The sequence below is a fragment of the Bifidobacterium sp. LH_743 genome (assembly GCF_056355775.1).
In genome coordinates this window covers 129,679-143,146 of record NZ_JBKESZ010000001.1, presented here as the reverse complement: position 1 = coordinate 143,146, position 13,468 = coordinate 129,679, and the positions used below count along the sequence as shown (strand labels likewise).

Genomic DNA, 13,468 nt, shown 5'->3' with positions numbered 1-13,468 from the left:
GCATTCGGGCGATTCTTCAACGAAACCTACGATAGCAACACGTACGGCCACCGTCGCTTGTTTTTGTTGTCCCCGTTGTCTCCTTTGTTCCCATCAAGCGACGAACGGCGGATTGGCGATCAGGTCGTCACTGCGATGGGATCCGGCGGAATCCTCCCATTCCAGCGTGGCGACCGGCGTGGTGTTCTCGACGCCCAGACCGCGCTTCGGTTCGAAGGTCAGCGTGGCCTGCGTGGTGGCGCCGCGCCAGGTGAAGCTGATGGAATCGTCGCCGTCGGTGGTGTACGAGAACGTGCCGTCGAAGGCGTCGAGCTCGTTGCGGAACTTGGCTAGGGCGTTGAGGGCCTTGACCACCGGACGCTTGAGGTTCTCGTCGATCTCCTCGGTGGAGTAGTAGTGGCGGTTGATGTCACGGCCGTTGTTGGTCTTGCGCAGCAGCTCCATGTCATTGCGGCCGGCGAGCGCGCCCACGTAGTAGACCTGCGGCACGCCCGGCAGGAAGAACTGCACGGCGCGGGCTGCGATGTAGTGCTGGTCGTTGCATCCGAGCGCCGAATAGTAGGTGCTGTTGACCTGGTAGAGGTCAAGGTTGGATGCCGCCGCGCCGGTTGCCGCCTGGGATTCGCCGTGGGTGTTGGCGTGGATGGTGTTGACCAGGTTGTCTACATCCTCGTCCGGCACGAGACCCTTGAGCGAGCGGTCGAGCTGGTCGGAGCCGATGTCGATCACGCCGATGCCGTCGTGCGTATCGAGCACGGTGACGGCATTGTTCGGACGGATGTCGGTCCAGTGGGCGACGGGCTCGACGTGGCCGGTGCTCAGCGCGTGCAGGAGCAGCGGCGGCAGGGCGAAGTCGTAGACGCGGTCGACCTTGGATGCGATCTCGACCTGCTTCTTGTAGTAGGAGTGCACTTCGATGAGGATCTCCAGGCCGCGCTTCATGCCTTCCTCGCGCAGACGGGAGATGAGCTTGAAGGTCTTCGGGGTCATGAAGCAGCTGGTGCCGGCTTCCTTGGCACCATAGCCGACGGCATCGAGGCGGATGTAGCTGACATGGGAGGCGGCCATCTGGTCGAAGATGGACATGAGGTATTCCCAGCCCTTGTCGGAATCGGTGTCGATATCCACCTGCTGCGGGGTGAAGCTGACCCAGACCAGGCGGGTCTTGCCGGCGAACTTGTAGTGGGTGAACGGCAGACCCGGGCGCGGGCGGTAGATGCCGGCCAGGTCCTCTTCGGTGGCGCCGTTCGGGAAGACGGAGCTCATGGTGAGGAACATCGGGTAGTACTCGGACTCCTCGCCCTTGGCGAGCACGTCCTGGAACTGCTTGGACTGCCAGCTCATGTGGTTGACGATGGCGTCGACCATGATGTCGTGGGTCTTGGAGAGTTCGGCCACGTCGTCCCAGCTGCCGAGGCGCGGGTCGACCTTGGTGTGGTCGATTGGGTCGAAGCCCGCGTCGGCGCCGTCGAACGGGGTGAAGAACGGCAGGATATGCACGCCGTCATACACGCCGTCGAAACGGGTGCGCAGGATTTCGGTCATCGATTTGAGGGTTCCGTCGCCGAGACGGTTGGCGTAGGTGATGAGCTGCACCTTGTTTTTCATGGGACCTCCTTTGGCTCCGTTTCTATTCTGAACGAACCTAGGCTTCCGTTTCCGGGCGTGTCCGGACGAGTTGGACGTTTCCGTTCCGAACGCGCCGATCTGCCGTTTCCCGGACTTCCGTTTCCGAGCGATTCCGGACGAATCGGACGAATCGGACGAATCGGACGAATCCGGGCGAATCCGGGCGAATCCGGGCGCCGTCTTCCGCACTTTCGCGCCTCGCGGCGTCCGGGTGCGTCCGTTCCGTTTCCGGACGTTTCCTGACGAGTTGGGCAACGTATCCGAAGTTCGCTCATTGCTGCATCGAACCGGTTCGATATTACCGCAACAAACCCCTCCGCACCAAAACCGCAATCCTCATCCGGGCGTGTCGAACCGGTTCAATCGCAAACCCACACCCAACGCCCCATTCATCGCCCGAATGTCCGATTCTCCAGAATCGGACATCCAGACCCCACAAACCACACTTTGTTTGTCCGATTCTCCAGAATCGGACATCCAAGCAACCCGAATCACACTCCACGTGTCCGATTCTCCAGAATCGGACACTTAAGCATGCAGCATCAAACCCCGAATGACCAATTCGGGAGAAACGGACAAACAGGCGGTCCGAATCGCATTTTGCGTGTCCGATTCTGCAGAAACGGACGCACAGACCCCACAAACCACACGCCATACGTCCGATTCTCCAGAATCGGACACGTGGGGTGGAATGGAATCGGCCGGAATTAGCCGCGGGCGCAGTTCGTAAGTTGGCCGACCTGCCGAAAATAAAAGTCGGGAGCGAGCCCGTCGACGGTCGCGACATTCGTCATATGCACACCGTCAAGTCCTCCGTATTCGACAATCACATCCAGCACTCGCCTCTGCCACGACGGTTCAAGATACGGATCGACCTCATCGCATCCCAATGCGCGCATCGCGCAGACGATCGCATGCGCACCCCAATTCGACGTGCCGGCCACCACCAGCTGATCGGTCGGCACCGTGCAGGCGATATTCTCGCCATGGTCGACCACGCCTTCGATGGCGTAGTCCTCCACACGTCCCATGCCGATCTCGTTGCCGCCATCGCCGACACCGATGGTATGCAGTCCAAGCAGGGTGAGCCGGCTGAGCGGCGCGGTCCATTCGGTGATGTCGATGCCGCGCATGTTGTGTGGGCTGCCGTCGCGCGCCGGGCCGACGCGCTCGATATAGACAAGCGTGTCGATGCGCTCGGCTTTGACGAGGTCGATGACACGCTTGAACCAGGCGTCGAAATCCGGCACATCGGATGCGGCCTTCCGGCTACCTCGCATGTCCGATTCTGCAGAAACGGACATTCGAGCGTTCGGCGCGATCAACACATGGTCGTCAGGCAGGAATCCCAGCGCGGACGGGCGGATCACCGAAGCACAGCACTCATCGCTGATCAGCCATGCATCGCCACCAATCGCCCGCAATGCCATGCACATTTCCAGCGCGCCAAGCGGACCGTCCGTCTCCGCGGCGGGTTTCGCGGCCTTCGGAATGTAGAAGCCCGTAACCACCAACGCACGCGCCGGCCGGCTATCTTTTCCGCACGACAGGTGACGCGCGGCACGGAACAGGTCACCGCGCGAATACGTCATCAACGTCTCGGAGCCACGGCCAACGTCGGAGCCCGCGATACGTGCGATGCGCGCGATCTTCGGATAGCATCGCCAGTCCAATATGCTCATGTTGCGCCCCTTACTTGCGATTTCGCAGTTTCATGACTTCAGCGGATTCAACGGATTCAGGGATTCGGGAGTTCAGCGGATTTCGCCAAGCGATTCGCCGTACCGCACGGCATCGCCGACCTGTTTGGCTCGATGCAGTGTGCCGGAGACGGGGGCGGTTATTTCGGTTTCCATCTTCATCGCCTCAAGCACGACGATTGGCCGGTCAGCTTCGACATGCGCGCCATCGTCGGCGAGCCAGCGGACAACGGTACCGGTGATGGTCGATTCGATGGGGGCGCCATGAGCAATGCGGCCGTGAGGCCAAGAACCGTCGGATGCGCCACTTCGAGTGTCCGATTCTGCAGAAACGGACATCCGGAACGCATCCAGCAGGGTTCGAGCGTCCGATTCTGGAGAATCGGACATGTGGGATGCACCATACGACGCGTGGGTGTCCGATTCTGGAGAATCGGACACTCGGGCATTGGCACCCGACGTGCCCGCGACTCCGCCGGCCGCTTCAGCCACACCGGCCAATCCGGCCCCCAACGCGGCAAGAGTGGCGAAGGATGCGGGCAACCCCAATCGCACGCGCCTGCCATCGACCTCCACCCAACTTTCCACCGGATCGGTCGTGGCGGACCGTCGGCCCAAACTTCCGTCAGCCAACGTACGCACGTCCACGGAGGGCAGGAATTCCTCCTCAATCCAACGGGTGTAGACACCGAAATCGCCATCCGCCGCCGTAAATGCGGGCTGTTCGATCACGGCCTGGTCGAACGCACGGACCGTCGGCACGCCCGTGATCGACAGTTCCTTCAAAGCATGCCGGGCTCGCAACAGACATTGCTCGCGTGACGGCGCGGTAACAATCAGCTTGGCGATTATCGAATCGAACTGGCTCGGAATCGCGCCTCCGGATATCACGCCTGAATCGAAACGGATACCCGGGCCGGTCGGCACGTCCAATCGCTCGATGACGCCGGGGAACGGAACAAAACCAAGGGAAGGATCCTCGGCATTGATGCGAAACTCAATCGCATGCCCCTGCGGAACGGGAGTTCCATGCTCCAAGCCAGGAATATCAGCAAGACGCGCACCTTCGGCAATCGCCAGTTGCGCGGCCACCAGATCGACGCCCGTCACTTCCTCCGTGACGGGATGCTCGACCTGAATGCGCGTATTGACCTCCATGAACGACATCATGCCGTCCGAATCGACCAGAAACTCAACGGTTCCAGCGCTTTCGTAATGCGCGCGCGAGCAGATGGCCACCGCCGCATCCTCGAGTGCGCGCGTGGCCGCGGGCGAAAGAAACGGCGCCGGAGCCTCTTCGATGAGTTTCTGGTTGCGCCGCTGCAACGAGCAGTCGCGCGTGCCGACGGCCACGACGTTTCCCGCGCCATCGCCAAGCACCTGAACTTCGACATGGCGTGGCCGATCCAGAAAACGCTCGATGAAGCAGTCTCCATTGCCGAACGCCAATTCGGCCTCATGCGTGGCGGATACGAAGGCCTCGCGCACATCCTCCAGCCTGCGCACCACCTTCAAGCCACGACCGCCCCCACCGTAGACGGCTTTGATGGCCAACGGCAAACCATGCTTTTCCGCGAATGCGACGACTTCGGCAGGATCGTGAATCGGTTCCGTAGTACCGGGCGCCATGGGCGCACCCACTTCGGCGGCGACGCGCCGGGCCTCAACCTTCGAGCCAAGCATGCGGATGGTGGATGGCCGCGGACCAATCCACGTCAGACCGGCATCGATGACCGCCTGCGCGAAATCCGCGTTTTCGGCAAGAAAACCATAGCCCGGATGAACGGCATCGGCGTGCGCCTTGCGCGCGGTTTCAACGATGGCCGCGATGTTGAGATACGTGCTTTTCGCGTCGGATCCGCCCAGCGCGTAGGCTTCATCGGCGGCGCGCACGAACAGCGCGTCCGCATCGGGGTCAGCATAGGCAGCGATGGCGATGCGGCCGGTGTCATGACAGGCATGAATGACACGCATGGCGATTTCTCCGCGATTGGCGATGAGAATACGGCGCAGTTTCGGTTGCGGAAGCGCAAACACAGTTGACGACGCTGGTGAAATTGACGCCGATGAACTCGACGCCGACGAAATTGACGATGGCATTATCGGACCTCCTTGGTGGGATGCGCGGAATATGAATCCGAGGGTCGTTCGGAAATGAGATGGAAACGGACCAGCGCGCCCGGCGGCAGTTGTGCTGCCATATCCAGCGATTCAGGCTCAAGTACCGCGATAACCGGATATCCGCCGGTCACCGGCTGATCCCGCAGGAAAATCACCGGTTGCCCGCTGGCCGGCACTTCGATTGCGCCCGGCGGGGTGGCTTCGCTGGCCAATTCTCGATTGTCGGCGCGTTCCAGCGCAACATCCCCCGAAATCCGCAGACCGACGCGATTCGACTGCACGGTCACCGTCCACGTCTGCTGCAGAAATGTGGACAGGCCGGCCGTGGTGAACCAGTCGTCGCGCGGCCCCAATCGCACTTGCAAATCCGTGACGCAACCCGGACACGGCAAACCTGCCGGCCACGGATGCGGCCGGTCGACACCGCAATCGCAGAATTCGGACGCAGGTCGTATGGCAAGCCTTTGCTTTGCCACGATCGGGCGCGGGCCAATACCGCTCATCGTGTCCGTCGCGGCCGAATCGAGCGAAAACTCGACATCGAAGCCACCACGTACCGCCAGATAATCCCGCAGCCCGCTTGACGGCGCTCCGATCGACAGCACGTCGCCATCGCGCAGCAGAACCGCTTCCTGCATGGCGACCGAGGTGCGATCCGGTTCCTCCCGGTCTTCCTGCGATTGGCGGGCTCCCGTAATCGCAATATCCGCAGGAGCACCCGTCACCGCCACAACGATGTTGCCGTGCGCGCGCATTTCGACGCCGCCGCCTGTGATTTCCAGCGCGGCGGCGTTCGCAGGATTGCCGACCAACGCGTTGGCCAGGTGGAAGGAGCCACGGTCGGCGGCGCCGGAGCCGGTCACGCCCATGTTCGCCGCGGTACGCCCATCATCCTGAAATGTGGCGAGCAGACCAGGACGGAGGATTTCAACGGCAGTAGACGGGGGTGCAGCGCGACGGCTCGCCTGTGCCGTCTGTGCGTCCGATTCTGGAGAATCGGACATGTGAAGGTCGGAAATACCCGCCTGTGTGTCCGATTCTGCAGAAACGGACATCCGTGGCATGGAAACGTTATCCGGAATGTCCGATTCTGGAGAATCGGACATTGGTGGAGTGGCGATTGGGGTAGATACGGCGATGGCAGAATTTCGCGCAAGCGTGAAACGCACGGTGTCACCGGGCTGCAGCAGCGCGGGCGGATTGGCATGCTCGTTCCACATCGGCACCTCAGTATGTCCCAACAGCTGCCAGCCACCGGAACTGGCACGCGGATAGACTCCGGAAAACGTGCCGGCAAGCCCCACCGCTCCTGCGGGAACGCTCAATCGCGGCACCTTGCGTCTCGGCACGTCGAAAATCGGGTCTCCCCCTGTCAGGTACGCGAAACCTGGCGCGAAGCCGACGAAAGCCACCGACCAATCGGAACCGTAATGCCGACGCACCACCTCATCAACGGAAACGTCCAGCAAATCGGCGACATTGGTCAAATCCTCGCCATCGTAAATCACCGGAATCTCAACTATCCGGGAAGATCGTTCCACGTCATCGGCGACGTTCAGAGAACGTATGGCGGACACCATCCCGTCACGAGGGACGAGCAGCGGATCGAAAGAGACGTAAATGGTCCGCGCCGCCGGAATGAGCTGTTTCACACCGGCGAAGACGGAATCCGAGTCCGATGTCGTCCCTACGACCGTCCTGGCGGACCACCCTCCAGTGCGTTCAGCAGACCGTTCTCCAGTATGTTTCACAGCATGTTCCACGGCATTCCGCAACGCTGCGAACACCCGCAAGGTCTCATCCAAATCGGCAAGCTCCACCAATATGCCATCCGCGCCGCAAGTCAGGAATCGCATGCCGTCGCACCACCTTAAGCCCGAGTGTCCGATTCTGGAGAAACGGACATCCGAAGGTCGGAAATACCGTCCCGAGTGTCCGATTCTCCAGAATCGGACACGCATGGCCCTTCCAAAACCGGCGCAATACCCCCTTCGCCTGCCGTCGCGTCCGCGAACGCATGCACCGTCACACCTTCCGATTCAAGACGGGCACGGATGGCGCGGGCCATCGCCACGGCGGAAGGCGAATCGCCATGCACGCAAACCGAATCGGCATCAAGCCGCACCACAGTGCCATCGACCGCCACCACCTCATGTTCACGCACCATGCGCAGAACGCGCGACGCGACCTGCGCGGGATCCGCAATCACAGCCCCCGGCAAGCGGCGCGACACCAACGTGCCATCCGCGTTGTACGCACGGTCGGCGAACGCCTCATGGAACACCTTCAGCCCAGCCTGCGCAGCCAGATGACCCACCACGGCACCCGGCTGCGTCAATATCGCCAGCGAATCATCCACATCGCGGACCGCCTCGACCACAGCCATGGCCTGCGACTCATCGCGCACGATCCGGTTGTACAGCGCGCCATGCGGCTTCACATAACGCACGCGAGCGCCGACCGATTGCGCCATACCCTCCAACGCGGCGATCTGGTACATCACGTCCGCCTTCAATTCATCGGGCGCCACATCCACATACCGTCGTCCGAAACCGGCCAAATCGCGATAGGCCACATGCGCGCCGACCGCCACTCCCCGGGCGGCCGCGCAACGCAACGTACGCAACATGACGGACGGGTCTCCCGCATGGAAGCCGCAGGCCACATTCGCACTGGAGACGACGCCGAGCAAAGCCTCATCGTCGCCCAATTTCCAACGTCCGAAGCTTTCTCCCATATCACTGTTCAAATCGATTCCGACGACGGAATCGGCAACGTCAGCATTCATCGCAACTCCCATCTCATCATGCGTTCCGGTCCCATCATGCCTTCCCGTCACACCATGTATTCCATATCGCGTTTGCTGGTGATCAGCATGTGTCCCGGCGCGTGCGTGATCGCGAATTCAGGCTTTGACGCCATCACCGCCGCCTGAGGGGTCACTCCGCACGCCCAGAACACCGGCACATCGCCCGGTTCAAGTACGGGGGTATCTCCGTAGTCGGGATGCATGATGTCGTCTATACCGATTGCGGCTGGGTCGCCAACACATACGGGGGCACCGTGCACGGACGGATAGTAGCCGGAAATCCGGCATGCGTCGGCCACCTGCGTCGAGGGGACGCCACGCATCGACACCACCATCGTGGAATGGAACGCGCCGGCCGAACGGCACTCAATCGACGTGTCATACATCGGCACATTGCGACCGGCCGCGATATGCCGCACCGGCACACCCGCCTCCATCAACGGGAATTCGAACGTGAAACTGCAACCAATAACAAACGTGACCAGATCGGATCTCCAATAATCACGGATATCCGGCACTTCCGCCACCAATTCGCCGTGCCTCCACACACGATACAAAGGCACGTCGGTGCGGATGTCAGCCCCCGGCGCAACGACCGGCGCCGTGACGCCAGGCTCCATCACCTCCAGCAGCGGACAGGGTTTGGGATTGCGTTGCGCGAACAGCAGGAAATCGAACGCCTGCTCCTTCGGCAGAATCATCAGATTCGCCTGCGCGTACCCTCGTGCGATGCCGCAGGTCGGGCGGACCAGACCAGCCCGAAAAGCTGCGCGCGCCTGCTCGGGAGTAGACCGCGCGTCAAGCCCCTCCTCGTCCATGTCGGACGCTCTCGTATCGGACGCTCCCGTATCGGATGTGACGCGGGATGTACCAATCACGTCAGTCAAGTCAACCGCGCCAATCGCGCGTACAGCGGACTTTCCATCCACCATCTTGCCCGCCTTTCCCTTGGTTTGCGCATCATGCCGGCCGTTGCCGGGAGACGGCCGTGGCCTTCTGCTGAATCTCGAATGTCCGATTCTCCAGAAACGGACATCCAAGCACCTTACGGAACGCCCCACGTGTCCGATTCTCCAGAATCGGACATTCGCAGTTCCGACGCTCCCGTTCAGCACGACCTGCATTTCCGCGCTTTCCTCCAGCTTGGCCGCGCAACGTTACGATGGCCGCACGATTCGTGACGCGCATGTTTCAACATTGCAAATTGGCGGCGACGGAAGGAAACAAACCACGGTTAGCTTGGACGGCAAACACGCGCCGACGAATACGCAGCAAGCGCACGGCCGCGGTACGGAAGAGAGGTTCCCATGAATTCGATAGTTCTGGCAGTCGGCAATGGCAAGACGCTGTTCGGAGGCACGTCCGTAGCCCCCGACGCCGACCTGATCCGTTTCGCGGACCCGGAAAGCGACATCATCAACGCTTTCGATTTGTGCGCGCTACGTGGCGACGGCATTTTCGAAGCGACCACGGTTTGGAAGGGATTCCCGGTCTCGCTGGAGAACCATTTGAAGCGTCTCGCGAATTCGGCCCGCCTGGTGGACATGCCGGAGCCGAACATTCCCGCACTCACCCGCGCGATTCAACTGGTCATCGACCAGTACGATGATCCGGAACCCGGTCCGATGCTGCGCATCATCGTCTCCCGCGGCCTCGATCCGGACACCGGCGTAGGCAAGGCAGCCGACCGCACGCCCACCGTCTACATCTTCCTTGACGCGAAAGGCACGCTGCACTCGCTAGAACCGATCACCATGGCTTCGATGACGCGCGGCTATCCATCCGACATCACGGCCCGCGCCCCCTGGCTGCTCAACGGCGCGAAAACGCTGAGCTACGCGTTCAACTGCGCCGTGCATCGCGAATGCGCCCGCCGCAACGTCGGTGACGCGATCCTGTATTCCGAGGACGGCTACACCATGGAATGTCCAAATTCATCGATTGTGGCCCGCTACGGTGACACGTTCGTCACACCAGACCCACGCATCGGCATCCTGAACGGCACTTCGCAACGCGAACTGTTCGCCTGGGCGCTTGAAGAAGGCAAGAAGGCGGAATATCGCAAGTTGCCGATAACAGAATTGCGCGAAGCGGATAGCCTGTACATGACGCACGGCGGATGGGCCATTCCGATCAGCGCAATTGACGGACGTGCGTTGAGCGTGGACACGGCTGAGGTTCTTGCAATCAACGACGCGATTCATTCCGGCCGCACGCATGCGGATGCGCTGACGATTGGGCCGACCGGCGACTACGAGTAGCGCCTGGCGGCTGTTCCGCGGATGACTGGCTATGAATCCGCGACCGGCCGACCAGCTGGATGATCAGCGGGTGGTGTCACCCAGCTTGAGGGTCACGGGGATGAGCACGCTCGGCTCGTACGGCTTGCGCCCATCCTCCCGTTGCGCCACCGACCCACCTTCACCGCTCTGCGCGATCGCACGGACGATGTGTCCGACTGCGACCTGCGCGATCTTCTCGAAATCCTGCGCCACGGCGGTCATCCTTATGCCGGCCAGATCGGTCAGATACGTGCCGTCGTACGCGATCACCTGCAGGTCTTGCGGAATCGAAATGCTCCGACGCAACGCCTCCCGCACACACAGCGCGGCGCCGATGTCGGAGCTGACCACGGCGTCGATGCCGTCCGGCTGCATACGGTTGAGCACATCGTTCACCGCATCCTTGTATCCCTGGAAATCCTGCACGTTTCCGGCTTCGACATACTCGTACCGCACGCCGGCCGCCTTGAGCTCCTGCTCCAGCGTGAGGTAATAGCGGATTGTGGGAAACGTCGTCTTGTGCAGGTCGAAATCGTCCAATTCGCCGCCACTTTGCGCCGCCAAATCGAAGAACTGCTCACGTGGTCCGCCGATCATCACCACATGTCGGGCACCGGTGTGGACCAACATGTGCGCCATCAGACGGCCGCCCTGTTCATGGTCGGAGCCGATTGACGCGATGCCGTCCCCCAGCACGCGGTCGAACGCGACGACCGGCCTGTCGATGGACGTCCAGTAGTCGTTCGGATGCGTGGTGTGCGAGCAGACGATGATGCCGTCCATCATGCGACGGCGCAGCATGTCGACGTATTCGGCTTCGCCGTTCTCCGCGTCGGCCGTGGAGCACAGCATGGTGCGCAGTCCATGGGCGGCGAGCTCATGCTGCAGATGCGCGGTAAGGGTGGAGAAGAACGGGTGACGGATGGTCGGCACGATCACGCCGACCAGGTTCGTTCGATTCTTGTACAGATTGCGCGCCAGCTCATTGGGCACGTAGTTGAGTTCCTTCATGGCCGTCTTCACCCGCGAGCGCATGTCGTCGGACACGTATCCCGTTTTGTTGACCACCAATGAGACGGTGCTCAGCGACACCCCGGCCTTCTTCGCCACATCACGCATGCCAACCATTGTTTCGCCCCTTTTTTCGCATGCCGACATAAACAAAATTGACGCACCCCACTTTAGCAAAAGTCGAACAGTTCGACATGGAAATCGCGTTTCCTTTCTTCAAAAACCGTCGCAAAAACACGCTGCGCTCTTCCATCGAATGCCATCGTATTCAGGAGGCCATCATGTCCACACGTCGGTCGTATACGATCGGTTGCATCCGGCTTCCGTATACGATCGGCCACACACGAAAGGGTGGTGCGACGCTTGCGATTACCGCTTGCACCGCACCACCCTTTCCATCGCTTCGACCACATCGATATGCCGTTCCTTCAATCAGGCAAATCAGGCAAATCCATCAGACAAGCAGGCATTTCAATCAAGCGATCAGGCCTTCGGCACGGAGCCTTCCTGGGAATGGTCGAAGACTGGCTTGTTGTCTGCATCGTATTTGTAGACGCCGATGGAGGCCGAGCTTGGGTCATGCGCGTCGTTGAACGCGCCGATGGAGGTCTGGCCTTGGTATTGGATATCCTTGCCGTCCTTCAGCAAGGCGAGGCAGGCCTTGTACGAATCGCACTTCTCGCCCTTGGTGGAGCCGGAGACAGCCATGAGGTTCTTCTGCACGGTTGCGCCATCCGTGGCTCCTCCCTTCTGCGCGGCGAGCGCGGCCAGCACGATGGCGTCGTAGGTTTCGGCGGTGTAGGTGAAGTCGGTGACCTTGGCATTGAAGGATTTGACGTTCTTCTGGAATTCCTCGGTCGGGTGGGCTCCCGGAATGGTGCCGGTGGAGCCTTTGAGCAGGCCCGCTTCGAAATCGGAGGAATGGTCGACGGTGTTGCCGTCGGTCATGTACAGCTTGTGGGTGTCGATGCCTTGGGCCGCGAGCTCTTTGACGAGCGGCACGGTCTGATCGAAGGCGATGACGAGCACCGCGTCCGGATTGGTGGCCTTGATGGCGGTGACCATCGAGGAGAAGTTCGTCTCGGTCGGGTCGAAGGTGTCCTTCTCGCCATAGACCACCTTCACGCCGGCGTCCTCCACGGTTTTGACGACCACGTCACGCAAGGATGTGCCGTATTCGTCGTTGAAGACCACGACGGCGAGGTTTTTCACGCCGTCCTGGGCGATGATCTGGCCGAGGACCGCGCCTTGCACGGTATCCGGCGGAATGGTACGGAAGAAGTAGTCGTTGAGGCCGGAGAAGGCCGTGGATGTGGCTCCCGAGGAAATCATCGGCACTTTGGCGGAGGTGACCTGCTTGTAGGTGTTCTTGACCACGGAGCTGGATGGAGGACCGACCACGACGGAGGGGTTCTTGGCGAGCACCGACTGCGCGGACGAGGTGTTCTGGTCGGCATGGTCGGCGTCCGACGTGTCGGCGGAGGTGATTTCGATGTCCTTGCCGAGCACGCCGCCGGCCGCGTTGATGTCCTTCTGCGCGAGCTTCATGGTGGCGATGTTGGCCGGTCCCAGATAGGCCATGGAACCGGTCAGGGGGAACAGACCGGCCGCCATGAATGTGCCGGACGACTTGGACGATCCGCTGGAAGCCGAATCGGACGAGGACCCGGTGGCCGTGCCGGACGAACCGCAGCCGGCCATCATCATCGTCAACGCCGCAACGGCTGCGGTGATCGTAATAATCGTTGTATTCGAATCCTTCTTGGAAGTGAATGCACGCATCGTAAGCTCCTCTCTTTGCTGCGATCTCGCCGCTCGGTGCGGTTCGAACGCGAATACGTGCCCGGATACGGAAAACCGCGGGAAAGCGCTCGAGCAGCTTTTGGCTGGATTGGTGGATTCCCGCGGTTTGGTTA

Annotated in this window: 9 protein-coding genes; 1 reads left to right on the top strand and 8 read right to left on the bottom strand. The window is 61.2% G+C overall.

Features of this window, described 5'->3' with window-relative positions; genetic code table 11:
* Positions 1-93: 93 nt before the first annotated feature.
* From gtfA to AC1ATL_RS00560, 6 genes are all read right to left on the bottom strand, one after another.
* Positions 94-1,608, bottom strand: coding sequence for a sucrose phosphorylase (gtfA, locus tag AC1ATL_RS00585; RefSeq protein WP_476567693.1), 1,515 nt, complete (start codon positions 1,606-1,608; stop codon positions 94-96).
* A gap of 728 nt (positions 1,609-2,336) precedes the next feature.
* Complete coding sequence (locus AC1ATL_RS00580; RefSeq protein WP_476567691.1) at positions 2,337-3,311, bottom strand: DUF4392 domain-containing protein; 975 nt, start codon at positions 3,309-3,311, stop codon at positions 2,337-2,339.
* A 72-nt stretch (positions 3,312-3,383) separates the two neighbouring features.
* Positions 3,384-5,342 carry an acetyl/propionyl/methylcrotonyl-CoA carboxylase subunit alpha gene (locus tag AC1ATL_RS00575; protein ID WP_476568339.1) on the bottom strand — a complete coding sequence of 653 codons (1,959 nt, stop codon included), beginning with the start codon at positions 5,340-5,342 and terminating at the stop codon, positions 3,384-3,386.
* A gap of 86 nt (positions 5,343-5,428) precedes the next feature.
* The gene (locus AC1ATL_RS00570; RefSeq protein ID WP_476567689.1) at positions 5,429-7,306 is read right to left on the bottom strand and encodes a 5-oxoprolinase subunit B/C family protein; all 1,878 of its coding nucleotides are present in this window, start codon (positions 7,304-7,306) and stop codon (positions 5,429-5,431) included.
* A 14-nt stretch (positions 7,307-7,320) separates the two neighbouring features.
* Positions 7,321-8,238 carry a LamB/YcsF family protein gene (locus tag AC1ATL_RS00565; RefSeq protein WP_476567687.1) on the bottom strand — a complete coding sequence of 306 codons (918 nt, stop codon included), beginning with the start codon at positions 8,236-8,238 and terminating at the stop codon, positions 7,321-7,323.
* Between the two features lie 47 nt (positions 8,239-8,285).
* Positions 8,286-9,077, bottom strand: coding sequence for a putative hydro-lyase (locus AC1ATL_RS00560; RefSeq protein WP_476568337.1), 792 nt, complete (start codon positions 9,075-9,077; stop codon positions 8,286-8,288).
* Positions 9,078-9,566: 489 nt separating this feature from the next.
* Between AC1ATL_RS00560 and AC1ATL_RS00555 the strand changes: the two genes are divergently transcribed.
* A complete protein-coding gene (locus AC1ATL_RS00555; protein WP_476567685.1) occupies positions 9,567-10,520 on the top strand; it encodes an aminodeoxychorismate lyase in 954 nt (317 codons plus the stop codon).
* A 63-nt stretch (positions 10,521-10,583) separates the two neighbouring features.
* On the opposite strand, the gene AC1ATL_RS00550 is transcribed toward AC1ATL_RS00555, so the two are convergent.
* Positions 10,584-11,669 carry a LacI family DNA-binding transcriptional regulator gene (locus AC1ATL_RS00550; RefSeq protein WP_432624007.1) on the bottom strand — a complete coding sequence of 362 codons (1,086 nt, stop codon included), beginning with the start codon at positions 11,667-11,669 and terminating at the stop codon, positions 10,584-10,586.
* Positions 11,670-12,035: 366 nt separating this feature from the next.
* Complete coding sequence (locus tag AC1ATL_RS00545; RefSeq protein WP_476567682.1) at positions 12,036-13,334, bottom strand: ABC transporter substrate-binding protein; 1,299 nt, start codon at positions 13,332-13,334, stop codon at positions 12,036-12,038.
* Between the last annotated feature and the right edge of the window lie 134 nt (positions 13,335-13,468).